The following is a 24640-nucleotide window of genomic DNA, read 5'->3' on the forward strand; positions in this document are numbered from 1 at the left end:
ATACTCTATATACTCACTTCTCTGCGATGCAGTCGCACTCGCGGGAGCGCATTTTGTAGCTTGCTTAAAGCTTTGTTTCTGTCTGTATCACTTGTTACTTTTTAAAATGAGAATTGCTGGAGATAACTTGATATTTTCTATAAAAGGAAACAATTAATTTAAACAATTGTTTTTCATCAAGCTTATGCTTTTTAAGTCAATTACAAGAAACCTCATTAATTATTTGGGTACTGATAATTATGGACTTTTCTTTAATTAATTGTTTTGCCAATATTCTTTTACTTTCTTCTTTTTTATCAGTGGAAAAAGCATAAAGCCAAATATTAGAATCAACAAAACAACTATGATTTTTAAGTTCTGTCATAAATTTCTTCTCGTTTCATCAATTCTAAATTATCAACCTCTATAGGATTTTCCAACAGATATTCAATCAGATCAATTTCAGGTTCACTTTGATTGAGTTGATTTTGAGCTTTAAATGCGGCAATAAGTACCTGTATCTGCTGAATTTGTTCAGGTTTAAGTCCAGTTACATTAATGTTTTTAATCATGGCTACCTTGGGATGATTTTTACTTTAATTATACTAATTACACGCTCTCACAATAATACTCTTCCTTTTTTACATCTTTGACTAAAATTATCGGTGTTTATGAAGAGTTATTATAGCCTAGCCTTTGAATTATAACAAAGAGACATAAACCCCATCGCTTACGTCCCCAATTCATCCTCATCAAAGTTTACTGATTCAATAACCGAGAAATCACCCGTTTTAAGCTAAATCCCCCTGCAAGGAGAAGTAAACCAACCACGTTATCGCCTTCGGGGACAGACTGCGGTGGCTCTTGTGCAGATTGAAACAAATAAGCCGCCCCCCCATTAAAAGCTTGCAGTCAAATCGGAATAATAACAAATCGGTTTTTAATAGTATCATTAACTGCCAATCAAGCTTTAAAAACCCAGTTATGGACTGTTTTTCCCTGTCCCAGCGCTCCCCGTTTCCACAAGGACACAAGTTACCTTGTGTCCCTTTTTAGTCTCAAAATCAGAAATTAGGCTAATCCGACTAATTTAGCGCTGTATTCCCACATTTTTTCGCCTCTTTCCTCGTCGCGAGCTTGAGGAGAAACCCTTTGTACAAAAGATTTACCCTCTTTTTTCTGACGGTTGCCCCAACTCCAGTAAGCGCCGGATTGACGGTATTCGGGGTCAGCCACCACCAGGGCGACTCTTTCCCCGGCTAATTCTTGGGAAACATAGCCACCGGTGATATTTTTCTGGAACCAGGGGAAAAACTGCTGGAAAAAGGGGTAATGATTGCGGAAAAGGGGTGTATCGGCCACACAACCCGGATAGAGGGAAGTAAAAGTGATTCCGGTGGATTCGTGATAGCGTTTGTGCAGTTCCCGCATGGTGAGAACATTACACACCTTACTATCTTTGTAGGCTTTGACCGATTCAAATTTTTTGCCGTCGGCCATAGTAATCGGCTCTTTGAAACCCTTGGCAAACCCCTCCAAATCGCCCAAATCGGGACGAGGAGGAATTTTACCGCCTAATTCATCGGGATTATGGGTGACAGTACCGAGAATGACTAAACGCCGGTCGGGAGAGGGGGAATTTTTTAGGTCTTCCAAGAGCAAATTCGACAAGAGGAAATGACCTAAATGATTGGTGGCCATGCTCAATTCATAACCGTCGGGACTTCTTAAGGGTTCTTTGAGCAAAGGTAGATAGATAGCGGCATTGCAGACTAAAGCGGTTAGAGGTCTGCCCAAGGCCCGGAAATTTTTAACGAAGCGCCGGACGCTATCGAGGGAACCGAGGTCGATAAATTCAATACAGTAGTTATCCCGGGGAATGTTTAATTCCTTGGCCGCCTGTTCCATTTTCGGGATATCCCGACAGGCCATAACCACAAACCAACCTCTTTGAGCAAGGGATTTAGCGGCGTAGAGACCGACTCCAGAAGTTGTCCCAGTAATGATTACCGTGGGTTTTTGATCTTGTACCATTTTTTGATAGTTTTCGTTAATCGCTCTGGTCTAGGGAATATCCAAGGGATTCCAATTATAAATTTTATCTCAAATGTCGGGGTTTCATCCCGTCCCTAAAAGCGACGGGATGAAACCAAGCGCCAATATAAAACAGCACTTCGACACATTTCGAGGGGCTTCGATGTAAAGGCTCAATGTAAAGGCTCAGTGACACGAAGCACGATTAAAAATAAGGGTTCTTCGTTACTTGGGATGGTTCGATAGGGGGGCATAAATCGACTAAATCCTTATTTGGCAAGAGACTTAATTGATTAGTTCGCTCTAGAGCAAAAACAATTGACAAAAATCGCTAAATGCCTCTCTATATAAGGGTTCCATCCCTTATAACCCCCGTCCATTGCATAACAATTACCGAAGAGCCAAAATAAGCGTCCAGTCTCCTGACAAAATCTCGAATAACTTCTTCTTGTAAGGGTCTTGACCTACTCAGGCCAAATAGCTACCATGTAAGTAGAGCGGATAGGGTAATCAACCGCTTTAAAAACCCATGTAGTCTAACCACTACGCTATCTGCACCTTGACAATTAAAGATATGGGGTTCTACTCAATAGTTCTAGTTTTAGGACTTACGCATTGACAGGATCGACCAAATATGAGGTATAGGTTTCGGGCATTTTAACGTGATTTTTTGATGACTTTTGAGCGATCGCTATCGATCAGAAGTTAATCGCCAAAAGTCTGGAACGACGGATTTTCGTTCATACACATCATGGTGAATTTGTACAGTGCGTAAGTCCTATAGTTTCCCCCTGTGAGTAGGTAAAATCTTTACAGGAAATAGACAAAGCAGTATTTGAAGCTAACGTTTCAATTCAAGCAAACTTTGTACCCCCCCTTGCCCCCCGACGTCGGGGGGGGCAAGGGGGGGACTATCGTAGGGCATACGAAAAGTAACGCTTAGGGAGAGAACCACCTCTGGGTTGGATAACGCAAGGCATCTAATTTAAGTGGACTCGTTGAACTAAGAATCCCGAAGCGCTTAGTGCGACGGGAGTGTCAAATAACTTCAAATTTGCGTGAGTGTTCACTTATCAGGAGTCAGTAGCCGGTCGTCAGGAGGCAGGAAATAAATAGGGTGATAGGGTTTTGGGGTGATAGGGTGATGAGACAGCTTCCCCACTTCCCCACTTCCCCACACCCCACCTCCCCAATTCATAATTCATAATTCATAATTCCCAATTAACGAATCGGTTTAGCTAAATCACCGATTTTAAAACCATTACCGGTAGTGATGCGACCGACGCTAGATTGACCATCAGCTTCGACAATTTCGAGAGTGCCAATCGGTTGAGTAATCTGACGGATAACCTTGCCCGTTTGCGGATCCTTGACCGTTTGAGTCGTCCGTTCGATGGAAATGCGTAAACCAACACGATAGCCTTCTCCCGTGCCTTTATTGAGAATTACCTGATTTCCCGTCACGGCAGCCACTAAAGCGGTGACAGTCGGGAGCGAGCGAGGTGTAGCGGCGATTTGTTCGGCTTTATTGTTGAGATTATCCACCACCTGCGCTACTGCCTTATCGGTGGCAATACTGAGTAATTTCCCTTCGTTGGAGGTTTGGGAACCACCCCCAACCCCTAAAACCACGGTTGAACCATCGGATTGATTGGCACTACCATTTCCCTGAGCGGTGCTAATAATTTCGGCCGTGGTGGTATTAATTGCCCGGACATTTAACTTGACAAAAGCATCGGTTTCTGTCTTGGCGGTGCTAAAAATAATAAACGAGCCACCGGATTGTTTTTTTTGTAAATCGAATTGGGTAATCGAACCGATAATCACCACATCTACCCCCAAAATTTGCCCGATTTGAGCAGCGGTAGCGGCATCTACCCGTCCCGAAGCTCCCAAATTCTGTTCTCTGAGGACAGCATCAATGCGACTGCGCTCAATGACTGTATAGCGACCACTTTCCACCAATCTATTGACGAGAATATCACTGACACCACTGGCTCCACCATTGAGAAATGTTAACCATTGGGGATTACTGAGACCGCTATAATCGAAGTCTAAAACCGCTACTCGCACCTTTTCGCTTTTTTGGGCTAAGAGTAAAGGTAAATTGTTAGAGGTAGCTTGGGAGAAAGCCGGTGCGTTGAAGCTAAAACCCAAACTAGAAGCGACTCCCACAAGGGTGAGCAGGGCAGAAAAACCACGGATACTATCTCGATCGAACATGATAAGGGGTTCTCCAGTCATATAGAATATAGATCATAATACATCTGAAAATTGCTCTAACTATCGAGAGCGAGAATTTTGAATGGCAGTAATTAAACCTCTCACTTCCTCGGTTCCCTCGGAAGCTTCAAAGGAAGTGGGAAATTTACCCTTAGTAATCATCCGCAATCCCAAGGGGGCAATACTTAATAAACCCTGTAAATCGCGCCAATAATTGCCCAGCACATAGAGGCCGAATTGGCGTTCATCCACCCATCCTCCTGCTTTGACTAATTCCACTAAAACTTTCCGGTGACGAATGGGACGACTACTATCGGCCGACTTGCGAGCGAGTATTTCCTGTTTAATTTTACCGATCTGATCCATAGGAGCCACTTCCATAGGACAAACCGCATTACAGAAATAGCAACGGGTACACCCCCAAACCCCTGCGGTGCCTTGGTTATAAAGTTCTAGACGACCTTCTTGATTACCATCGCGAGAATCTGCTAGGGTGCGCTGCGCTTTTGCTAAAGCGTGGGGCCCGACAAAATCGGGATTGACTTGCTTGGCGTTACATTCCGAATAACAGGCCCCGCACATAATGCAGTTACCCATCTGATTGAGATTGGCTCTTTCTTCTGGAGTTTGCAGAAATTCTCGTTCGGGAATGGTGCGCGCTTGACTACTAATATAAGGTTCAACCCTTTCTAAATCGTCCCAAAACGGTTGCATATTGACGATTAAATCCCGGATAATCGGTAAATTCCCCAGAGGGGCGATCGTGATTTCGGGAATTTCTCCGGCATCTTTTTGGCTACAATGGTTTAATTCACTGGCGATATTTTGTTGACAAGCCAAGGCCGAACGACCGTTAATTTTCATGGCACAGCTGCCACAAATTGTATTGCGGCAATTTTTACGAAAGGCCAAAGTTCCATCAAGTTCCCATTTGATGCGATTAAGGCAGTCGAGAATTGTATTTCCGGCCTCCACCTCTAGGGTAAAATTTTCTAGGTAGGGGGTGTCGTTGGGTCGTTGACGCAGAATTTTAAAAGAAACTTCCATACTCGGCACGGGGGTGAGGGACTCCTAATACTCAGGATAATCGATGTTAACGGGCCAAAGGGGAGCTAGTAATGGTAATTAATCCTTAAGATTTTCCCCGGTCGGTTGAGCCAAGGGGTGGGTATCTAGGCCTAATGATAGATGGGCAAGTCGCTCGAAAACAGTTTAATCCCCCCGGATTTACTGCTCTGGGTCATTAGTTTTTTGCCAACTCCAACCACAAGTAAATTTTCTCAATTCCTTGCTGGGTATAGCTTTATCGGTTTTATGGACTTACTTTCTCCCCCCTGTTTTCCTCCCACCCGACCAAAAATTGCCAGAGTCTTAACCCAAAATTTCCTCTCCCCCACAAGGTTTACACTTACTACCTAGTCCGGGGTCTTCTTAGCACGATTGTCATCACCGAACCATCAGTTTTAAAAAATTTATTATTCCCCTCTAGACATTTTTGGCAAGATTTTTGGTATGATCAATTTGTCAGTGTAAACTTAATTGACAGTCAGTCAAAAATCAAGGAACATTAAAAAGTACCATGAGTGACATCTCTCCTACTCCCCTAACCGGGAAAGCTCTACTACAAAAAGTCAAAGAGTTATCCCACTTACCCCGTCGCGAAACGGCAAAACGTTGTGGTTACTACTCTCAAAGTAAAGATGGCCAAGTTCGGGTCAATTTAACCGACTTTTACGATGCTGTTTTAGGTGCAAAAGGGGTTCCTCTCGATCCCGAAGGCACTAAAGATGGCCGCGGCCGCGAACCCACTTTCCGGGTTAGTGTCCACAAAAATGGTCAAATCGTCATCGGTTCCACCTATACCGAACAAATGAACTTGCAGCCCGGCGATGAGTTTGAAATCAAACTTGGCTACAAGCACATCCACCTCAAACAAACGGAATCAGAAGAACCGGTAGAAGCTTAAATAGGTTACGGAGTAGGGATAAGGACAAAAAAAATCGGCAGTCAAAAGGGCTAGTTTTGACAAGACCGACCAAAAAGACAATATAGATTCTTATCCCTAATTCTAACCCCTGACCGCCTCTTTCATCAACTCGAGGGGTTTTACTTAAGCACTTTTTCTTCTTTTTCGCAACCCCCTAGGGATGGATTTTTGTTGGAGCTAGGCTTTACCAGAGCAGAGTTCCACAGTTATCCTATGCCTAGGGGGTTTGTTTTATGGCTGTTAGGGGTAGGGGGTAGGGAAATGGGGAAATGGGGGGATAGGGAAATTTCAACTAATACCCCAAAACCCCAAAACCCCAAAACCCCAAAACCCCACACCCCACTTCCATAGCACCTAATTGACAATGGACATGGCTGCCTTAATAAAAATTATTATTTTCCTGTTAGCCTGGTTAATTCTCTGGCTGCCCATTGCCATTGGTTTAGGGAGTCGTTTGGGATGGCAACCGCTGCAAGGGACAAAACCTGACCAGAAATTGCCCCTAGTGGCCTCTCTTTACGCCTTGGCTCCCTTAGTTATCTGGGGATTATTGAAGATAGAGGGGAGCAGCCTCCATAATTACGGATTAATTTGGTCATTTTCCCTATTTATCTCCCTAACCAAAGGATTAATCTTGGCAGTGGTGGGATTAGGGATAATTTTTTTCCTAGAGGGGATTTTGGCCTGGGTACATTGGCAGCCCAAAAATCTAACTCGCGCTTTTGCCTTGAGTTTACCCCTGTTGATAGTGGCCCTCTGGGTGGGTATTACCGAGGAATTAATCTTTAGGGGCATCTTTTTGAGTCAATTAAGCCAAGAATACGGTTTTTGGGTGGCGGGAGCCATTTCTAGCCTAATTTTTGCCCTGCTGCATCTGCTTTGGGAACGTCAGCAAACGCTGCCGCAACTACCCGGTTTATTTCTGATGGGGATGGTTCTGGTCTGGGCGCGGGCGATCGATCATGGTAGTTTAGGATTAGCTTGGGGACTTCATAGCGGTTGGGTATGGGGATTAGCTTTGCTAGACAGTGCCGAATTGATGTCTTACAGCGATTCTGGGTTAGTTTGGGTCAAAGGTATCTATAACCAACCTTTAGCGGGTTTAGCGGGTATTCTTTGCCTCTTGGGGACAGCTTGGGGGTTAAACTTGTTTCAGTAGCCAAAAGCCGGTAAAAGTGCGACCAGAATCATCCGGTTGTATCAGGAGAAAGTGCAAACCTTGGCTTTCCTGTTTGGTTGCTTGATAAACATTGGCTGCCAGGGCCACTTCTTCATCTTCGTAGGTCAGAAAAATCCAACGTTCATTTAGACCCGATTCCAAGACTAAACCGCCCGATCGCCCCCTTTCTGTGGGAATATGATCGATAAATACCGGGTTAATTTCCTCTAACCAACGAGCGATGGCAAGAGATTTTTTACCACCGGTAATAACCACGCCGGGGATCATGAGAGTGGAGGCTAAACCTAATTTTAAAGGAGAAAAGGCTTCTGGTAGGGAAAGAATCGGTATTCTGCGATCGCCAAAAAAGTTAACTAAATCAACGGCGGGAAAGCGAGCAAAACGCCACTCTTGACCTAAAAATTGGTCTGGTAGGGGTTGCGGTGGAGGAGAGTCGATATTGATGGGGATTTGCCGTAATTCTAGCTGTTTTTTCAGAGCGTTAACGTGACGGGTTAACTCAATTTTGATCTGTAAATTTTGGCCGGCGAGGAGAAATAAATTGGCGCATTGGGGGCGAAAAACTTGGATAATTTCCGGGGGGGAGACTTGACAAGCTTGCTGTAACTGTTGGGTTAACCAGTCGCTATTAGCTTGGGATTGGGGACAGGAATTTTCATAGATAAGATGACCAAGAGAATCGGAAATTAACAATTGCCAGACTGTGCCAAGAGAAGGAGAAGATGAAGATTTATAAAAATCCGCTTGCCAAATAGTCATAATTCAGTAAAAAGCCACCAGTAAAAAGTCAAAAAATGGTCAGGAGTAGAGGTCAACTAAAAATTTTACCCTACCAAGACTTTAAAAATCTAGGAGCGAGACAAAAAAGGCTATATACTAGGGAAAGCTATAGCAAAAAATATTGAGACAATGGAAGAAAATTGGCTAGAAATTGGGACAATAGTAGCACCCCAGGGACTGGAGGGAGAATTGCGAGTTTTATCGGTATCAGATTTTCCCGAACGTTTTCAGAAGCGAGGTATTAGGGGAATACAAGGGACTCAAGGGGGAGAAATCCGAGAAATTACTCTGCTCAGGGGACGTGAGCTACCGGGCAAAAATGTTTATATTATCAAGTTAGAGGGGGTTGAAAATCGGGAACAGGCCGAAGCTTTGCGCGGATATAAATTATGGGCGAATAAACTAGAAAAACCTCGCCTAAAAGCGGATGAATATCATGTTAGTGAGCTAGTAAACTTAGAAGTTTATCATCACCTGACAGGAGAAAAAATCGGGGTTGTAGTAGATATTTTGTGGGCGGGTAATGACATTTTAGCAGTGCAACTAGAAGCAAATCTAGCTTCCGTCAAGAAAAAAAGTCCATCCTCCGACTCAGAGGCCACGGCCCTGGTCCCCTTTGTCAAAGAAATTGTTCCACTGGTGGATCTGAAAGCGGCACGCATCGAGATTGCGCCACCACCGGGGTTATTAGAGATCAATTTATCCTAGTGGGACTTAAACGATCAACAAGAGTATAATAGAGTATAATCGTTATAGAATAAGCACTTTACGTTGAAAAATCGGCGATGAAAGAGACAACCCCAGCCGCGATGCCCCCATGCTTTGACCGATGGTGTCGGCGGTTTGACAATTGCTTCAAAAACGAAGCGCAAAAAAACGGCTTCAGACAATATTTAGGAGGATTATTAGGGGAAAGTGAGAGGAAAAACCTCCCTCAAATGGCCAATAATGCCGTCGGAGTAGTTTATAACCGATTACATCACTTTATTTTATCTTGGTGTTTTGTGCCTATACATTTATCCTGTGGCATAAGTTAACTGGGGGACTGCAAAGGCGGTGGACGAATCGACCTTTAAACACTTTTGTGGAAGCTTTGGAAGCTTTTCGGACAGCGATGTCTTTTCGTTTCTTTAGGTGGCTGACCGAGAATCAGGATGTGTTTGCCGCTTATCAAGCCAGTTTCGGCTTTGTTTGGGCTTAAAATTTGTTTAAGTCCCATTAGTCAAAAAGTTCTCACCCAACAACTAGAGTTAGATGGACTGATTCACCGAGAAGTTTATCCAGAAATTCCTCCTAAAGTTGAATATTCTTTAACCGCTTTCGGAGAAACCCTGAAACCGATTATTCTGGAAATGCACCAATTAGGAATTGAGAAAAATACCAGACTTTAAGGTTTTAAATTTCCTCCTCGAATAAACCAAGTAATTGTGGCACTGGTAAAAGCAGTGATAGCGACAATAGCTATTTGTTTCCAGTTTTTTAATTCCCCAACTTTCTCGATTAAATCGGGAATTTTTTGGGTTAATACTGCTTGGGATTGAATTGTTCCTTCAATTTTAGCCGTGATAATTTTGACTTCCGTGATTTCTTTGTGTAGGTTAACAAATTGCTGGTTATTTTCTTCTCTCAGGGTTTCTAGTTGTTGGCGATTATCTTCCTTTAGCGTATCAATTTGCTCACGGGTGTCTTCTCGCAGGGAACTTATTTGCTCGCGGTTTTCTTCCCGCAGGGAACTTATTTGCTCGCGGTTTTCTTCTCGCAGGGAACTTATTTGCTCACGGGTGTCTTCCCTCAGGGAACTTATTTGCTCACGGGTGTCTTCTCGCAGAGAAATCATTTGCTCACGGGTGTCTTCTCGCAGAGAAATCATTTGCTCGCGGTTTTCCTGTCGCATTGCCGAGAGTAAGTCTTTCAATTCCTGAATATCATTGCTGGTAACAGTAGTCATAGAATTAACCCTAAGAGAATCTATTTAACCGGCACTCTTTGATTTTATTATACTTCACCTACGCCAAAAAGGTCAAATTCATCAAATTTAATTACTTCCGAGTCAGGATAACGAGTATCAAAACGATAACTGCTCACGGTTCCTTTTTCTGTATCTAAAATGCTAAAAACCGTCAGATCATTACTGGCAATATAGGGTAAAGGTTGATTAACCCAATCCACTAGAGGAGCAATGTTTGGGATAATTGCTGGTAATCGATTGGGATTACCGACGCTCCCATAATTTCTATCGAGAGGTACAGGACGTTTTTTATCACCTAAATGAGCGCCATAACTATTACCAACGTTAGAAGATTCGAGAAAATTCATACCCTTAGGACTAAGAAAACGATTCCATAAATGGGAATGACCATAAAAAACCAAATTAACCTTGGCTGATTCTAATAAAGGAATTAGATCACGAATAATATAATCATTTTCTTGGGGATAATCATAACGTACCGATCTAACTTTTCCCGTGGCATCCCGTTTAATTGTCGGCACGGGATCGGTGTAGGGTGGCACGATATTTCCTCCTAGGGTATGGGGAGGATGATGAAACATAACTACTTTATATTTAGCCTCTTGAAATTCTCGACTATTTAATTCTTTTTCTAGCCATTGATATTGAGTACTGCCCTGAGCAATTGGCTCAAAAATATGCTGACCGTAACCCCAGAGATCTGACCTATCTAAATCTCTTTGATTTTCGTAATATCTTCCCGTTGCACTGGGTTCTAAATTGGGATTTCTCCAGATATTAGTAACATATAAAACCACTAAACGAATATCGCCAAAGGTTAGAGAATAATATTTATTTTGAGGCAAAGAAAAAATTTCTTCGTAGGTTTCTGTGTTGAAAGCATTATTTTTTAACCAGGTTTCATTAATTACTGCTGTATCCTCTGCTAGTTGTTTAGCAATAAACTGAGGAATAGCATCTTCAAACTGTTCATTTAAACCTATAGAAGTAGAAAATCTGCCCATAACTTCATGATTACCAATAGCAGGAAATAAGGGCGCATTTTGAATAATTTCTCCCCCTTTATAAATAGTCTGAATACCATTCTTTGTCAGAGTATAATTGGCACGACCTTGTAAACAGGGAAAGAATGCCCCACCGCGAATATCATCAAACCATTCGGAAGCTCGATCGGGTATATTAACTAAATCTCCTGCTAAAAAAACTGCATCTACCTGTCCAATAGTTTCGCTAACTTTTTGTAAATTAGCGGCAGTCATGGGCATTAATTGATGATCGGAAGTGAGCAGAATTTTGAGATTAGTTCCTTTTTTGGGTCTTGGGGTAAGGGTATAAATATCACTTCTAATCGCTGTATTTTCCTGAAAACTGGTGACTTGATAGGGAATCCTTTCCCCGGGATTTAAATCAGTAATTTCGGCCTGATGTCGCCAGATTTCTCGATCGGTTAAAGATTGATAAGCTTCAACGGTTGTCGATTTTGCATCTTCTCTAACTCTAGTTAATTTGCTAGTGCGAGCGGGGACCATTTTCTCTAGTTTTTCCCCGTAGCGGACTTGATGACGAGTGCCAAAAAATTCCGTAAACCAAACCACTTGTATTGATGTTTCGGTGGGTAATTGTAAAAAAGGTTCGCTTAAAAGTTGATTCTTGTTCATTGTCGCTAAAAGATAACTAATTATAATTAAAAAAAGCTGGGTTAATATAACAGCCAGCTTTTGAGATGCTCAAGTCAAAGAGGACTAACAAAACTGTTAACCCATATTAGGGTAATTTTAGTGACAGACTCCCGTGAAAGAATCACCACCATGCTTAACTTTAATGGTGCGAAGATTGTTTTCTAGGGTAAAACTAACCGGTGTTCCTGCTTGACTTTTTCCGCTAAAAGTATTTCTACCTTGGTAGGTAGTGACAGCTAATCCTACCGGCTGCATTTCCGGGGGAGTTGCGGCAGCAAAATTATCAATCGTTACGGTGTTATCGTCTTTGTTAACTACCAAAATTTGCCCTTCCACCACATCGCTAACCGGAGAAACCATTGTCAGTGTCACCGGTTCTTTTTTGCTGATCGAGTCATCATCAATTTCAGAAGTATAAACATAGAGTTTTACTCCTTGGGCGGTTTTGCCAGTTGCCGTACAGATGATACCATCTCCTAGACTAGGCATTTGGGCAAATGTCGGCTGAATTAAGACGCTGGGGATACCGATCAGGGTAACGGTGGCTAAAAGAGCGGTTTTAGTCAGATTTTTAAGCATGAATTTCTCGGTACAAGTGGACTTCTATTAGGTTTTTAGCACATTACCTGTGCCACGAGAAATCAAGATAACACAAAAATTGGCTAGAAATTTTTATAAAGTGTTGAGTGAGATTCTTGGCTTTTACTGCCATTAAATCGACAAAATAGCCAGAAAATTCTTCTTAAATTCTCCTACTAACTGGCAATAACTAGCAGATTCGCTATTTGATCGGCTAATGTAAAACCTTAGACTCTAACTGCTGCTGTTGCCAGAGATTTTGATAGACTCCGGGGACTGTGATTAACTCCTCGTGGGTTCCTATCTGAACAATTTCTCCGCGATCCATGACAAAAATGCGATCGGCAGTGGCAGCGGCCGATAATTGATGGGAGATAAAAATCACGGTTTTTTGGCTTTCTTGGGCGAGATTTTCCAAAATAGCCGTGGCTGTTTGATTATCGACGCTAGATAGGGCATCATCGAGGATTAAAATCGGTGCTTGGATGGCTAAAGCGCGCGCTAAAGAGGCCCGTTGACGTTGACCACCGGAAAGAGTAATCCCACGTTCTCCCACTAAAGTGCCGTATTTTTGCGGGAAATTCTCGATTTCTTCCTCAATTCTCGCTTGTTTGGCCGCCGATGCCACTGCTGGAAAATTCAGCAGCGGATTGCCATAACGGATATTATCTTCAATGGTGGTACTAAATAAAAAACTTTCTTGGGGAACATAAGCGATCGCTTTTCGCAGCTCTTCAAGGGCAATTTGAGTGACATCTTGATCATCAATAAACAACTGTCCCTCGGCAATATTCAAAAGACGGGGAATAGCGTTAGCAAGGGTAGATTTTCCCGACCTGATCGCACCGACGACCGCTACCGTTTCCCCCGGATTAATGGTAAAAGAAAGAGATTTTAAGGCTGGTTCCTTAGCATCAGGATAGAAAAAAGTCAAGGCTTTGGCGGTAATTTTTCCTTGAATATTTTTTAAGTGAATACAATCAGCATTGTCTTTAATTTTAGCCTCAGCTAATAGGATAGTTTCTAGGCGATCAATACTCACTTCTCCCTGTTGGTAGGCAGTAATAGTGAAACCTAATAAAGCAGTGGGAAAAACTAATCTTTCGGCCAAAATTAACAGAGCAATAAAGTCTCCAATGGTGATATTACCCGCTATAATTTGTCTAGTACCGAGAGCAAGCAACGCCAATAAACTCACATAGGCTAAAGCTTCAATCAGGGGAAAAAGAAAATTACGAGTCTGGACTAAATCTAAATTAGCCTGTAATAATTCGCGATTTCTTTGTTTAAATGCTAGGCGCTCGTTAGCTTCTTGGGCATAGATTTTAATCAGAGTAATACCACTCATATCCTCTTGAATTAAATCGCTCAGATGCGAGAGTTTTTCCTGTACTTTTTGCTGTTGCTGCTGCAGACGACCACTAAATAACTGCACGGCAATTAACATCAAAGGATAGACAGAAATAGCGGCGACTGAAAGGGGAATATGAATCGCTAACATTACGGGCAAAGTTAACCCATAGGCAAAAAAAGTATTAGCCAAACTGAGCAAAGCAAAACCCACCAGACGACGCACATTATCCACATCGCTAGTGGCACGGTTGATTAAATCTCCTGAAGTTTGCCGAGAAAAATAGGCAGGTTCAAGGGTTAATAAATGCTGAAAGATTTTTTGTTTAATATCGAACTCTACCTGACGACCGATCCCGAATAATAATACTCTAGAACTCATGCGGATAAACCACATAATCGAGGCTAAAGCGACAATTAAAATTAGATAATAAATGATTTTTTGAAAGTCAAAGGATTTACTCAAATCATCGATGCTATCCCGGATTAAAAGCGGTATATAAACACCCAAAAGATTAACAATAAGCAGCGCAACTACCCCCCCAGTTACTATTTGCCAATAGGGACGTAGATAATTTGCTAGTTTTTTAATGCGAGAATAAGCCATATTCAGTTATCAGTTATCAGTTATCAGTTATCAGTTATCAGTTATCAGTATTCAGTTATCAGTTATCAGTTATCAGTATTCAGTTATCAGTTATCAGTTATCAGTTATCAGTATTCAGTATTCAGTATTCAGTATTCAGTATTCAGTATTCAGTATTCAGTATTCAGTTAGAACAGGGAAAAGGGGGAATAGCCACCCAAGAATTTTTATTTTTTCTCCTTGTCCTGATTTAGCCTCGGTTTAAGATTAGAACCAGCCTTGGGCGGTTTACTGGGAGGCTGATCAATTTTAGCTTGATAGCCGTACCGCCAGAAGTGAAGATAATCTGGTCTGAATTGGCATTAATTAACCCTGCTACCTGTTCTCTGGCCATTTCGATGACTGTCGCCCTATCCTGTCCCCAACTGTGTAAACTGGAGGGGTTGCCCCAATGATGCCGGAGAATAGTGGCAACCCGCTCGATCACTTGGGGATGAGTGGGGGTAGTGGCACTATAGTCAAGATAAATTTGCATTATTTTACAATCTGAGAAATGAGAGCCAAGTACAAGCAGCTATTCTCAGTTTAGCGGCTTAAGGATTAGAAACCCGCTTTCTTAAAGAAAGTGGGTTTCTGGGTTGATGAGAAACCCGCTTTCTGGGTTGTTGAGAAACCCGCTTTCTCGCTTATACTAAGCGTCAGAGGGTTTACAGGGGTTAAGTTATGACAGGAATTGAAACAACCATTGTAACAGCATTGACTAATAATTTTATTGGCCAAATGATTAAATCGGGGTGGGAGGGTATTAATAAAAATGAGTTATTGAATAAAGATGTCGGACAGATTATCAAAGAGGGAAAGTATCTTTTTTTACGGGAATATACTCAACGTTACTGGGATCGGCACGGCATGATTAAGGTTTTAAAAATGTCTAAGCCGATGGATTTGGAGTCAATTTATATTAATGTCAAATGTTTAGGAAATTTAGTCAGGGATTATTATGATGAAAATTTAGAAAATAAAGATCGTGAGAGTAAGCAGCGACGGTTTAACTTTAGGGATGATGGTAAAAAAGATGGTTTACTTTTGGCGAATCAAGAACAATATTTAATGGTACTTGGTGATCCCGGTATTGGTAAATCTACATTTTTGCGAAAAGTTGGGCTAGAAGCTCTCAAGGGAAATAAAGGCAGTTATCAGCATTCTCTAACACCTGTTTTACTGGAGTTGAAAAACTTTAAAGAAAACGAGATTAATATTCAGGCATTAATTGAAGAGGAGTTTAAAATCTGTGGTTTTCCCAATGTGGAAAAAAATATTAGCAATAAACTAGAAAAAGGGGAATTACTAATTTTATTAGATGGTTTGGATGAAGTGCCAACAGCTAATGTGAATAATGTAATCAAGAAAATTGAAGATTTTGTAGATAGGCATTATAAAAATCGTTTTATTCTCTCCTGTCGCACTGCTGCTAGAACTCATCTTCAACGATTTACCGATATTGAAATTGTCGAATTTGATGATCAGCAAATTCAAAGTTTTATTGAACATTGGTTTAGTTCGGAATTAGATCGCAAAAATGAGACGGCTAAAAATTGTTGGGAACTGTTGCAAAAGGAGGAGTATAAAAGTGCAAAAGAGTTAGCCCATACACCGTTATTGTTGACTTTTTTGTGTTTGGTTTATGATGAAAATCAATCTTTTCCCACAAATCGCAGTCGCCTTTATCAAGATGCGTTACGAATTTTATTGGAAAAATGGTCAGCCGAAAAACGTTTACCTAATCGCGGTTTAGTTTATGAAAATCTCAGTATTGAGCAAGAAGAAATTTTGCTATCTGAAATTGCTTATCAGAATTTTGTAGCAGATAAACTTTTTCTAGAAAAACGAGAAATTGTTAAGCAAATTAAAGATCACCTTAAACAAAACTTAAATGCTCCGCAACATTTAGACGGAGAAAAAGTATTAAAAACCATTGAAATTGAACAGGGAATTTTAGTAGAGCGGGCGAGAGATGTCTATTCTTTTTCTCATTTAACCCTTCAGGAATACCTCACGGCTCAGTATATCTATGATAATGATTTGATTGAAGAAACAGTTAAGAATTATGTAACAGAAACTCGTTGGCAAGAGGTGTTTTTGTTAGTGGCGGGTTTGATGCGAGGGAAAGCCGATAAATTGTTATTAGCAATGGAGAAAGAAGCCCATAATTATCTTACAACGCCCCTCGGTCAAAAATTAGTGCCGATTTTGCAATGGGCTGATGAGATGACTAAAGATTCTGTTGATAGTCCGATTAAACCTGTAGGAAGAAGAGCGATCGTCTCCATCGCCATCACCAACGTCTTGGCCAAAGGCATGGAAATCGACGGAGAAGGCGATTTCCATGACGGCATCAGCATAATCGCCGAAACCATTGATAGGGTTGTCCAGTTAGTTAACTTATTGGCTCAGGATCGAATTTTTTCTAAGGTTAATTTTTCCCAATTAATCGCTGATTTAGAAGCTTTCAAACAAATTATTCCTGATGATAAACTAACTGATTTAGTTGATGAGTATGTCAAGTTAGCTAACGTTAACTTACTGGCTCAGGATCAAATTGTTTATAAGGTTAATTTTTCCCAATTAACCGCTGATTTAGAAGCTTTCAAACAAATTATTGATAATAAACCAACTGAAAAAGAACATCTAGAAATTTATGGTCAATTGTTAAATGTTGAAAAAGAACGTCTAGAACTTGTAAAAGAATATCTAGAACTTGCAAAAGAACATCTAGAACTTTCTGATCGATTATTTAAAATGTGGAATACTGCTTTTAATTTAACGCCTGAATTACTTAATTTATCCACCGACGAAATTCGCGAAATAGACGAGCATTATTTTTATATTAATCGCCGGATTCTCGAATGCCAAAAAGTGGCTGTTAATATTTCCCCTACCGTCTGGCAAGAAATCGAAGACCGAATGCTCCGCATTCCTTAACTTCTCCTTTTTTTCTCAAATCTTGCCTTTCCAATTGGATGAGATTAGCGAATATTAACACTATGAGGATTGGGAGCTTCAAAAACCTTGCATTACCATTTTTATAGAACATAGGGTTTGCTGAAAAAGTACGGGCGAAGCATTCGGATAGAAAATCTACGGTTTCACCGATAAGTTATTGTCCGAATGCTTCGCCCCTACAGGACGCGGAACCATGAAGACGCAAGGTTTTGAAGCACGATTCTCTCAGAATCTTGCACCTGTTTCGGGAGAAAAGCCACAAAACCTCTACCTTGCCTACATTTCACATTTATTCAGCAAACCCTATTTATTGGCGGTAAGCTTGACTGCGATGTTCAATCAGCAAGACAATAACTTGAGACTGACTATCATCAACTGTATAGATAACCCGATAGTCTCCAACGCGGAAGCGATACTTCCCAGCAAATTCTCCCTTTAATGCTTTAATTTGAGGGTGATTTTTCGGTGTTTCTTGAAGGAGTTTTAAACACTTAGCAATCTTCTTTTTTAAGATTGAATCCGCTTCAGAATAAACTTTATTTGCTTTAGCTGTCAAACGGACTTTATAAGTCATCTCAGCTTTCCCAATCAATGAGGCAACCTGATTGTAAATCCATTTCAGCTTCTTTCAAATGTTCCATAATATTCGGGATTGCTCTAATTTCTTGCGTTGCCTTTTCACTTTCTTTATCTGACAAATAAGCGGCAAATTCTAGAATCATCTTTAAATTTTCTACTGATAGGGTTTGTAAATATTGTTGAATCTTTTGCTGCATTAAATCGACCTGTACTAATGTTTCAGAATCTAAAAAATCTTCTGGAGTCGAGGGATTTACTTCAACGTCAGTTAGAGTCATATTTAATCAAGTGCTTCTCTCAAGTTTATTATTTGTATCTTAGCGTGTATCCCGTCTCCCGACGACCGACGACCGACTCCTGACGAACGACTCCTGACCCCACAGTTAACTTTATTTTTGTCCAACTACTTAGGGTTGGCTGAAAAAGTACGGGCGAAGCATTCGGGCAATAACCTATCGGTGAAACCGTAGATTTTCTATCCGAATGCTTCGCCCCTACAGGACGCGAGCGCCGCTCAAGATGCCAGGTTTTGAAGCAAGATTCTCTCAAAATCTTGCACCTGTTTCGCTCGTAAAGCCACAAAACCCTTACCTTGCCTACATTTCACATTTATTCAGCAAGCCCTACTTAAGACTGCGAATGTATGAAAACGCATCAATTGGGCAAAAGCTCAACGATGCGTTTTTAAGCTCCAAAAACCGCTATATTTGTAACCCAAAACAAATTAATTCTGATTAGCGTCAGTGGCTGCGGCCATTTGCATTCTCTGCACCAGATTATCGAGGGCTAATTCTAGATGTAAACCGGCATCTACGGCGGTCCAACCCTGTTCGGTTAGGTGTCGCCATTCAAAGTGTAGGTGAGGACCGGTAGAAAGTCCCGTACTACCCACACGACCGATAACCGCGCCCTGTTCTACCCATTCTCCCGGTTTGACGGTAATTTCCGAAAGGTGGGCATAACGAGATTCTTGACTACCATCGAGGTGACGTAAAATCACCGTTAATCCGTAACCTCCCAACCAGTCGGCGGTGGCCACTTCCCCCGCGTAGGCGGCTAATACAGGTGTTCCCATCGGTGCGCCTAAATCAGTACCCGCGTGCATGGCCCGATTCCCGGTGACTGGATGATTTCGCCACCCGAAAACCGAGGTAATTTGGGCAGGAAGAGCGAGGGGAAAGAGTAAATCGGTGCGTTGAGTTTGGTTAGAATCCGTGGGACTTAAACGGGTGGCCCGCTCATAGGTGGTTGCTTCGCTGATGGCCGCCACTTCTGCGCGAGTCACGGGGGCTAAAGCTAATTTTACGCCATTCCATTCCGGGGGATTGAGGGCTACCACCTGACTGGGAATCACCGTCGGGGCGGCCAGACGTACCGGGGCGCTAGAGGCCACGAGGGTGGGGGCATAACGACGCAGGGAATTATTAGCGATAACCGGCTGATTTCGGGGCTGCCGTCCTACTCGCACGGCCGGATTAGGATTGAGACGCACCCGGGCCAGATTAACCGGGGGTAAGGGTTTGGCCACAGTGCTGACCGGCTGACGACGGGGGGACCGGGCCGCCAGATTACAGCTACCTCCTACCAGTTGACCATTTTGGGCGATGGTTTGGCAACCACTGCGGCGCTCGGTGACGACAACGGAACTGGGGGGGTTAAAGTTTCTGGTATCGATAAAATTATTTTTACCGCCGGCCCGGGGGGCAAGGGTAGGCATATCGGTTTGATGGTTTTCGGGGATAGCCAGACGGGGGGCGGGATTAGTATTTTCTTTGATAACGGGGGCTTTCAGAGTCGGGGCGGCATTTTCCACTACCGGGGTTTCGCTGCCAGCTGCGGAATTAGCGATCGCATTGGGAGCAAGAGTGAGCAGACCGCCAATCACCAAACCGAGACCACTGCATAAACTCAACTTCTTTTTTAAGGATTTTCCGAGAAAAAGTTTCAATATCACCGATGAAGGATACATAGGGCGGCCTCACTTCTCACAGTTTAGTCAAAAAAATATTTAGACTCAATTATAGCCGAGACTGACCCTACCGGCCGGTATATAGATTTCGCTACTGGCATTGTCCGAGGTGAGTTTAACTTTTAGTTCCCCTCGATCGCTTACCCCCGTTATTATGCCCTGATAGCCCTCAAAAGCTATCTTTTGACCAAAATTGGCAAAAAGCTCTAAATAGGAGGCTAATAAGGCTTTTATGCCGTGATGACAGTAATATTCATAGCCGTATAGGATAGCATCGCTGGTGAGAGAAGTTAACTGAGCGATCGAGGTGATTTTATTGCCAGTAAAAGCTTGTAAATTAATACCCGTGGGGGGGACGGGATTAGCCCAATTGATGCCCACTCCGATGACTGCTTGCGGGATGTTTTGACCCTGAATACGGGTTTCTAGGTTAATTCCCCCTAGTTTGCGCCCTAATAGGACTAAATCGTTCGGCCATTTGATTTTAACGGGTATTTCTTGACAATTGAGGTGATGAGCGATGCCCCAAACTGTAGCGAGAACGAGATGGGCAGATTTATCCACCTCTAAATCCAGATTTAACGCCAAAGATAAATATAATCCTCCCGGTTCAGAAATCCATTCCCGTCCCCATTGTCCCCTCCCGGCACTTTGTTGACTAGCAGTCACCACAAAAGGCGGCTTTTCCCCCGACTCTAATAATTGCCATGCTTTAGTATTAGTGGAAGGTAATCGCTCAAAGTGATGGATTTTGGTCATAAATTGGGAATTATGAATTATGAATTATGAAGTGGGGAGTATTTTCAGTGTTGCCAAAGGCACGGCGTAGCCGTCCAGTAAACAGTAAACAGTAATCAGTGACCTGATACGGCCATCCGTTGAGTACAGGCTACATATCAGTACAGGCAAAAGGCAAGAGGCAAAAGGCAAAAGAGGGAATAGATAATCAGTTTTTAATAACCGGATTGAGTATGAAAACTCACATCTGATAACTGAATCACTGATAACTGATCACTGATAACTGGTCACTGATAACTGATCACTGATCACTGATAACTGATTAGGTGCAGGGGAGAGAACGCAGGTACTCACTGAGGTGGGAACGTAAACCGATGCCATGGAAAAGCGGGCCACGACTGCCTAATTCGACGATACTGACGGCGGCCACGGGCATTTCAAACCGATCGCGATAACGGCCCACATCGATACCCATCAGACTACAGAGCATGATCCGGATGGTGGCCTTGTGGGAAACAATCAGGATATTGCCATCACTGTGGGTGTGTTCAATTTCCTCCAAAACGGCCGCGGAACGACGGGCGATATCGATGCCCCTTTCCCCGTTGGGGGGAGCATTCCAAGCGGGATCCGTCAACCAACGCACATAGAGATCATGATATTGATGATCAATATCGTTAGGGTGCATTCCTTCCCAAAGACCATAACCGATCTCTTGTAATCCCTGCCGGATTTCTAATTTCAGTCCCACCGCTTCACAGAGAGGTTTAGCGGTTTGAATAGCTCTTTGGAGGGGACTGACATAGGCCGCGCGCCAAGGTAAAGAACGATAGACATCGGCGAATTCCTCCGCCATTTCGATGCCTTCGGCAGTCAAACCGGGATCATTTTCTGGAGTACCACAGTATCCCCCCGTTTTGCTATAGGCTGTCTGTCCGTGTCGCAGAAAATATAACATCAAGCACATAGTTTTTCAGGAGACCAAATCCGGGGTTTCCCTGGTTGCTGTTGACTGGTTAGGTTCCCGCTCGGGAGCGCAGGTCATTGCGGATGTGAGAGCGATCGCCCATGACTTGAAAGAGGGGACCATGTTCGGCTAATTCGACGATCGTTACCGAGGCCACGGGCATGGCAATTCGATCGCGATAACGGCCGATATCAATGCCTAAAAGAGAACATAACACGATTCGGATCGTTGCTTTATGGGAAACGATCAAAATATGGCCATCATCGTGATGATGGTCGATTTCCTCTAATACTTCCGAACTACGACGAGCGATATCGATGCCTTTTTCGCCTCCTGTGGGAGAATTCCAGCCTGGATCTGCTAACCAGCGCACATAATCATCATGAAACTCCTGATTAACCTCGGCTGCGGTTTTTCCCTCCCATTGACCGTAGGCAATCTCTTTTAATCCTTCCCGTTTGTGGATGGGAATACCTAAGAGTTCGCTTAAAGGGGTGGCCGTGGCCATGGTGCGCTTGAGGGGACTAGAATAGATACCTGTCCAAGGCACATCTCGATAGGCAAGGGCGAAATCCTTGGCCATTTCATAGCCGGCCGGGGTTAGTTCCAAGTCTAATCGACCGCAAAAACTACCCGTTTGACTGGCTGTAGTTTCGCCATGACGCAAAAAGTAAAGTTTTAGACTCATTTTTTAGGTTCCTCTTAATATTTGTGACTCTCTCCCACCTATAGTGATACTAAATCTTGTTTAAAAAGTACAGGAGAGCAGGGAGCGGGGAGAAACAATTTAAGCTGTTCGTAATTTAAATTGCTTGTTGAGATCAGGCGGTCGGCAGGGGGCGGTCGGCGGTCGGAAAAATCGAATATGCAATTTAGATTCAAAACAGCTTAGTTGTAAAATATCTACATCTATCAGCCACTTATCTATAGTTTTGTAACGGCAATTTTTGCTAAAAATCAATAAGTGTAAACTTTAATCACAAGCTCGATCGAGTCCCGACAAAGGTGTTATCTTAAAAACATAAGGCACAAAGGAAGCGACTCAACTTCCTTCCGGGCAAAAAGACCTAGAGCGTGTGCCGCCTGCTCTAGATCAACGCAACAGCTAAATCGGACACAGATTCTCAAAGTTTGTAAAGTAAAGTATGGTTTCGCCTCTGTTGCTCGATATAGGACAGATGGAGTGAGCCGTAATCAGCACCTGAGTCGGTAAACTGAGAAATCTTGATAGTTGACAGATAGACTGTTGTGGGTTCTGTAAACCTCTATTGTATTGAGTCCGTTAAACTTTTAGGAGTCCATATCGTTTGTACAAGATGAAGCCCGCCTCCCTAGGCGGGCCTATTGTGTTTTTAGAAAACCGCCACGAGATATTCCTGTAATTGCAATTGATAACCTGCCTGTAGCTGACAGGGATAATCAAGGGAAAACTCAGGTAAAGCTAATAGAGAACTTTTTTGACAACTAACTAACGCCACATCGAAGCGACAGCTTAAATCAGACCATTGGGGATAAAAGGCGAGAAATATCTGGGCAGCTTGGTAAATTTTACCTTGTTTACGGTCATTGATCGCTAATTTGCCCCCTAAATCCCAATTGCCAGCACTGCGGGTTTTCACCTCGACGAAAGCGAGAGTCGCTTGGGATTTAGACAAGACGATTAAATCGATTTCACCGCCAGCACTACGCCAACGACGCTGGAGAATATGCCATTGCTGTAATTGCAACCAATCCGCCACCAAATTTTCGCCCAATTCCCCCACGGTTGTCATATTCAGTTATCAGTGAACAGTTATCAGTTATCAGTGAACAATATTGATTTATTATCCTGTCTTCTGACTCCAAACTACTGATTACTGTTCACTGAATCACTGGATTACAAAAGTCCTTCTAGACGACGACGGATGCTGTCTAACTCCGCATCGGGAATCTCAGAAAACTCCTCCTCGGCGAGGGGGACTTCCTCTTTTTGCCAATCCAACTCCTCGGCATTGCTTTCGGGGGGAATTACCAACATACCCGCTGCAATCATTTCCGCTTGATAGCCGGCGCCGCGACAAAATTCTGCCACTTCCTCGGAATCAATTTTCTCTACCGTGGGAGTCGGAAAATCCTGTGCCTCTAACAGCAGAGCATAACGGGTGGCATCATCTTCCGATTCAAACATCAACACCTTATTGATAGCTCCCATTTGAATGGTGTGGATACCTTCGTTTTCTGTGCCTGCGTTAAAAAGTAGTACAAATACACGCATAATTACTATTAGCGATCGATAAGCGGTGGTCGTCTATACTCATTTTACCCCCCTTCTCGATCGCTAATCCTGAGCAATTTTAGTTTCTAGTCAACCACTTTTGACCGTTAAGCCGTTGCAGGGTGTAAAACAACAGTAAATCAAGACTAACTTTCCTTTCATCGATCATAAATGATTCAAGTGTACTAGGTTGAGCACCGCCCTCAGCTTGAGAAAAAGCTTTTTTACCATTGATGTTTTCTTCCAAAAAATAAATGCTAAATTGACGCATTCCCTCGAGCCAATTGCCAGTTAACTGCCAACAGGGAGAGCTAGAAAAACCCTGCACGGGAATTTTATCCTGTTTAAAGGACAGCTTTATATCAGTTATACCCAGTTTTTGCAAGGCTGTGGCCAATGCGGGCTGAAAATGCTGCTCAATAAATTCAGCAAAGGGTTTTTCCTCGACGGTTGGCTCCTTGGGTTTTTTAGCAGCCGCAGGTTGAGCCGGTTTTGCTGCTTCTGCTGCCGGAGTTGCGGGGGTGGTGGTTTCTTCTGCCATAGGAATTAATCAGGAATGGGTAGGTAGCTACAATTATATTTTCTCCCGGGTTATCAGCTATCAGTTTTTTTAGCTATCAGCTTTGATTTACCCGATTAATTAGGGCTGGCTGAATAATGGTAAAACCCTACACCCGTTACAGTAGAGCAGGAAGTCGCCTTCCCACCCCCTGCTTCAAAACCGGACTTACGACTTTCGCCGTATCCGGCTCCTGAGTAACTAGGCTACTGTCATTAGTAGAAT

At 42.8% G+C, this 24640-nt stretch carries 24 protein-coding genes and 3 pseudogenes; 6 read left to right on the top strand and 21 right to left on the bottom strand.

Annotation, left to right across the window (positions count from 1 at the left end; genetic code table 11):
• Positions 1-196 precede the first annotated feature (196 nt).
• The 6 genes and pseudogenes from EWV66_RS23600 to EWV66_RS23620 all read right to left on the bottom strand — a co-directional run bounded on the left by EWV66_RS23600 (position 197) and on the right by EWV66_RS23620 (position 5283).
• Complete coding sequence (locus tag EWV66_RS23600; RefSeq protein ID WP_139294458.1) at positions 197-364, bottom strand: PIN domain-containing protein; 168 nt, start codon at positions 362-364, stop codon at positions 197-199.
• Positions 351-551, bottom strand: a complete 201-nt coding sequence (locus EWV66_RS23605; protein WP_052276116.1) for a hypothetical protein — start codon at positions 549-551, stop codon at positions 351-353. The genes EWV66_RS23600 and EWV66_RS23605 overlap by 14 nt, the downstream gene beginning before the upstream one ends.
• A gap of 499 nt (positions 552-1050) precedes the next feature.
• Positions 1051-2013 carry a protochlorophyllide reductase gene (locus EWV66_RS23610; protein ID WP_002765916.1) on the bottom strand — a complete coding sequence of 321 codons (963 nt, stop codon included), beginning with the start codon at positions 2011-2013 and terminating at the stop codon, positions 1051-1053.
• 205 nt (positions 2014-2218) lie between these two features.
• A pseudogene (locus EWV66_RS24515) lies at positions 2219-2398 on the bottom strand (hypothetical protein).
• Between the two features lie 836 nt (positions 2399-3234).
• The gene (locus tag EWV66_RS23615; protein WP_072925038.1) at positions 3235-4236 is read right to left on the bottom strand and encodes a CsgG/HfaB family protein; all 1002 of its coding nucleotides are present in this window, start codon (positions 4234-4236) and stop codon (positions 3235-3237) included.
• Positions 4237-4296: 60 nt separating this feature from the next.
• Complete coding sequence (locus tag EWV66_RS23620) at positions 4297-5283, bottom strand: succinate dehydrogenase/fumarate reductase iron-sulfur subunit (RefSeq protein WP_052276115.1); 987 nt, start codon at positions 5281-5283, stop codon at positions 4297-4299.
• 532 nt (positions 5284-5815) lie between these two features.
• On the opposite strand from EWV66_RS23620, the gene EWV66_RS23625 reads away from it, so the two are divergent.
• Positions 5816-6202, top strand: coding sequence for an AbrB family transcriptional regulator (locus EWV66_RS23625; RefSeq protein ID WP_002734386.1), 387 nt, complete (start codon positions 5816-5818; stop codon positions 6200-6202).
• Positions 6203-6587: 385 nt separating this feature from the next.
• On the top strand, positions 6588-7382 hold the full coding sequence (locus tag EWV66_RS23630) for a CPBP family intramembrane glutamic endopeptidase (protein ID WP_052276113.1): 795 nt from the start codon (positions 6588-6590) through the stop codon (positions 7380-7382).
• Here EWV66_RS23630 and EWV66_RS23635 read toward each other — a convergent pair.
• Positions 7365-8162: a Tab2/Atab2 family RNA-binding protein gene (locus EWV66_RS23635; RefSeq protein WP_072925033.1), complete on the bottom strand. Its 798-nt coding sequence runs from the start codon at positions 8160-8162 to the stop codon at positions 7365-7367. The genes EWV66_RS23630 and EWV66_RS23635 overlap by 18 nt on opposite strands.
• 150 nt (positions 8163-8312) lie before the next feature.
• Between EWV66_RS23635 and rimM the strand changes: the two genes are divergently transcribed.
• From rimM to EWV66_RS23650, 3 genes and pseudogenes are all read left to right on the top strand, one after another.
• On the top strand, positions 8313-8891 hold the full coding sequence (rimM, locus tag EWV66_RS23640; RefSeq protein ID WP_052276112.1) for a ribosome maturation factor RimM: 579 nt from the start codon (positions 8313-8315) through the stop codon (positions 8889-8891).
• 77 nt (positions 8892-8968) lie between these two features.
• A pseudogene (locus EWV66_RS23645) lies at positions 8969-9384 on the top strand (hypothetical protein).
• Positions 9371-9574 carry a winged helix-turn-helix transcriptional regulator gene (locus tag EWV66_RS23650; protein WP_283160172.1) on the top strand — a complete coding sequence of 68 codons (204 nt, stop codon included), beginning with the start codon at positions 9371-9373 and terminating at the stop codon, positions 9572-9574. The pseudogene EWV66_RS23645 and the gene EWV66_RS23650 overlap by 14 nt, the downstream one beginning before the upstream one ends.
• On the opposite strand, the gene EWV66_RS23655 is transcribed toward EWV66_RS23650, so the two are convergent.
• The 5 genes and pseudogenes from EWV66_RS23655 to EWV66_RS23675 form a co-directional block, all read right to left on the bottom strand.
• On the bottom strand, positions 9571-10131 hold the full coding sequence (locus EWV66_RS23655; protein WP_249264843.1) for a hypothetical protein: 561 nt from the start codon (positions 10129-10131) through the stop codon (positions 9571-9573). The genes EWV66_RS23650 and EWV66_RS23655 overlap by 4 nt on opposite strands.
• A gap of 47 nt (positions 10132-10178) precedes the next feature.
• A complete protein-coding gene (locus EWV66_RS23660; protein WP_287108671.1) occupies positions 10179-11810 on the bottom strand; it encodes a purple acid phosphatase family protein in 1632 nt (543 codons plus the stop codon).
• 117 nt (positions 11811-11927) lie between these two features.
• Entirely contained in the window at positions 11928-12410 is a 483-nt protein-coding gene (locus tag EWV66_RS23665) for a hypothetical protein (RefSeq protein ID WP_072925027.1), read from the bottom strand.
• A gap of 214 nt (positions 12411-12624) precedes the next feature.
• A complete protein-coding gene (locus EWV66_RS23670; RefSeq protein WP_287108672.1) occupies positions 12625-14367 on the bottom strand; it encodes an ABC transporter ATP-binding protein in 1743 nt (580 codons plus the stop codon).
• 244 nt (positions 14368-14611) lie between these two features.
• A pseudogene (locus EWV66_RS23675) lies at positions 14612-14881 on the bottom strand (aminotransferase class V-fold PLP-dependent enzyme); the annotation flags it as partial.
• Between the two features lie 188 nt (positions 14882-15069).
• On the opposite strand from EWV66_RS23675, the gene EWV66_RS23680 reads away from it, so the two are divergent.
• On the top strand, positions 15070-17328 hold the full coding sequence (locus EWV66_RS23680; RefSeq protein WP_287108674.1) for an NACHT domain-containing protein: 2259 nt from the start codon (positions 15070-15072) through the stop codon (positions 17326-17328).
• Between the two features lie 328 nt (positions 17329-17656).
• Here EWV66_RS23680 and EWV66_RS23685 read toward each other — a convergent pair whose 3' ends face one another.
• The 9 genes from EWV66_RS23685 to EWV66_RS23725 all read right to left on the bottom strand — a co-directional run bounded on the left by EWV66_RS23685 (position 17657) and on the right by EWV66_RS23725 (position 24397).
• A complete protein-coding gene (locus EWV66_RS23685; RefSeq protein WP_287108676.1) occupies positions 17657-17923 on the bottom strand; it encodes a type II toxin-antitoxin system RelE family toxin in 267 nt (88 codons plus the stop codon).
• 1 nt (position 17924) lies between these two features.
• Entirely contained in the window at positions 17925-18206 is a 282-nt protein-coding gene (locus tag EWV66_RS23690) for a hypothetical protein (protein WP_002759713.1), read from the bottom strand.
• A gap of 446 nt (positions 18207-18652) precedes the next feature.
• Positions 18653-19897, bottom strand: coding sequence for a M23 family metallopeptidase (locus EWV66_RS23695; protein ID WP_052276121.1), 1245 nt, complete (start codon positions 19895-19897; stop codon positions 18653-18655).
• 45 nt (positions 19898-19942) lie between these two features.
• Positions 19943-20656, bottom strand: a complete 714-nt coding sequence (locus tag EWV66_RS23700; RefSeq protein WP_052276122.1) for a biotin--[acetyl-CoA-carboxylase] ligase — start codon at positions 20654-20656, stop codon at positions 19943-19945.
• Between the two features lie 301 nt (positions 20657-20957).
• Positions 20958-21602, bottom strand: a complete 645-nt coding sequence (locus tag EWV66_RS23705; protein ID WP_002765895.1) for a histidine phosphatase family protein — start codon at positions 21600-21602, stop codon at positions 20958-20960.
• A 49-nt stretch (positions 21603-21651) separates the two neighbouring features.
• On the bottom strand, positions 21652-22290 hold the full coding sequence (locus EWV66_RS23710; RefSeq protein ID WP_002746077.1) for a histidine phosphatase family protein: 639 nt from the start codon (positions 22288-22290) through the stop codon (positions 21652-21654).
• A 664-nt stretch (positions 22291-22954) separates the two neighbouring features.
• On the bottom strand, positions 22955-23374 hold the full coding sequence (locus EWV66_RS23715; protein ID WP_002765893.1) for a YraN family protein: 420 nt from the start codon (positions 23372-23374) through the stop codon (positions 22955-22957).
• Positions 23375-23478: 104 nt separating this feature from the next.
• Entirely contained in the window at positions 23479-23856 is a 378-nt protein-coding gene (locus EWV66_RS23720) for a DUF3110 domain-containing protein (protein ID WP_002787288.1), read from the bottom strand.
• Between the two features lie 79 nt (positions 23857-23935).
• Entirely contained in the window at positions 23936-24397 is a 462-nt protein-coding gene (locus EWV66_RS23725; RefSeq protein WP_287108678.1) for a DUF2996 domain-containing protein, read from the bottom strand.
• Positions 24398-24640 lie beyond the last annotated feature (243 nt).

It is taken from the genome of Microcystis sp. M_OC_Ca_00000000_C217Col, assembly GCF_007095585.1.
Lineage (GTDB): Bacteria > Cyanobacteriota > Cyanobacteriia > Cyanobacteriales > Microcystaceae > Microcystis > Microcystis panniformis.

Coding starts and splice junctions, on each gene's coding strand:
- EWV66_RS23695 (WP_052276121.1), bottom strand. CDS start 19,897: ATGTATCCTTCATCGGTGATATTGAAACTTTTTCTCGGAAAATCCTTA.
- EWV66_RS23615 (WP_072925038.1), bottom strand. CDS start 4,236: ATGTTCGATCGAGATAGTATCCGTGGTTTTTCTGCCCTGCTCACCCTT.
- rimM (WP_052276112.1), top strand. CDS start 8,313: ATGGAAGAAAATTGGCTAGAAATTGGGACAATAGTAGCACCCCAGGGA.
- EWV66_RS23655 (WP_249264843.1), bottom strand. CDS start 10,131: ATGACTACTGTTACCAGCAATGATATTCAGGAATTGAAAGACTTACTC.
- EWV66_RS23685 (WP_287108676.1), bottom strand. CDS start 17,923: ATGACTTATAAAGTCCGTTTGACAGCTAAAGCAAATAAAGTTTATTCT.
- EWV66_RS23620 (WP_052276115.1), bottom strand. CDS start 5,283: ATGGAAGTTTCTTTTAAAATTCTGCGTCAACGACCCAACGACACCCCC.
- EWV66_RS23625 (WP_002734386.1), top strand. CDS start 5,816: ATGAGTGACATCTCTCCTACTCCCCTAACCGGGAAAGCTCTACTACAA.
- EWV66_RS23670 (WP_287108672.1), bottom strand. CDS start 14,367: ATGGCTTATTCTCGCATTAAAAAACTAGCAAATTATCTACGTCCCTAT.
- EWV66_RS23690 (WP_002759713.1), bottom strand. CDS start 18,206: ATGACTCTAACTGACGTTGAAGTAAATCCCTCGACTCCAGAAGATTTT.
- EWV66_RS23720 (WP_002787288.1), bottom strand. CDS start 23,856: ATGCGTGTATTTGTACTACTTTTTAACGCAGGCACAGAAAACGAAGGT.
- EWV66_RS23660 (WP_287108671.1), bottom strand. CDS start 11,810: ATGAACAAGAATCAACTTTTAAGCGAACCTTTTTTACAATTACCCACC.
- EWV66_RS23665 (WP_072925027.1), bottom strand. CDS start 12,410: ATGCTTAAAAATCTGACTAAAACCGCTCTTTTAGCCACCGTTACCCTG.
- EWV66_RS23630 (WP_052276113.1), top strand. CDS start 6,588: ATGGACATGGCTGCCTTAATAAAAATTATTATTTTCCTGTTAGCCTGG.
- EWV66_RS23700 (WP_052276122.1), bottom strand. CDS start 20,656: ATGACCAAAATCCATCACTTTGAGCGATTACCTTCCACTAATACTAAA.
- EWV66_RS23715 (WP_002765893.1), bottom strand. CDS start 23,374: ATGACAACCGTGGGGGAATTGGGCGAAAATTTGGTGGCGGATTGGTTG.
- EWV66_RS23725 (WP_287108678.1), bottom strand. CDS start 24,397: ATGGCAGAAGAAACCACCACCCCCGCAACTCCGGCAGCAGAAGCAGCA.
- EWV66_RS23605 (WP_052276116.1), bottom strand. CDS start 551: ATGATTAAAAACATTAATGTAACTGGACTTAAACCTGAACAAATTCAG.
- EWV66_RS23610 (WP_002765916.1), bottom strand. CDS start 2,013: ATGGTACAAGATCAAAAACCCACGGTAATCATTACTGGGACAACTTCT.
- EWV66_RS23710 (WP_002746077.1), bottom strand. CDS start 22,290: ATGAGTCTAAAACTTTACTTTTTGCGTCATGGCGAAACTACAGCCAGT.
- EWV66_RS23635 (WP_072925033.1), bottom strand. CDS start 8,162: ATGACTATTTGGCAAGCGGATTTTTATAAATCTTCATCTTCTCCTTCT.
- EWV66_RS23705 (WP_002765895.1), bottom strand. CDS start 21,602: ATGTGCTTGATGTTATATTTTCTGCGACACGGACAGACAGCCTATAGC.
- EWV66_RS23680 (WP_287108674.1), top strand. CDS start 15,070: ATGACAGGAATTGAAACAACCATTGTAACAGCATTGACTAATAATTTT.
- EWV66_RS23600 (WP_139294458.1), bottom strand. CDS start 364: ATGACAGAACTTAAAAATCATAGTTGTTTTGTTGATTCTAATATTTGG.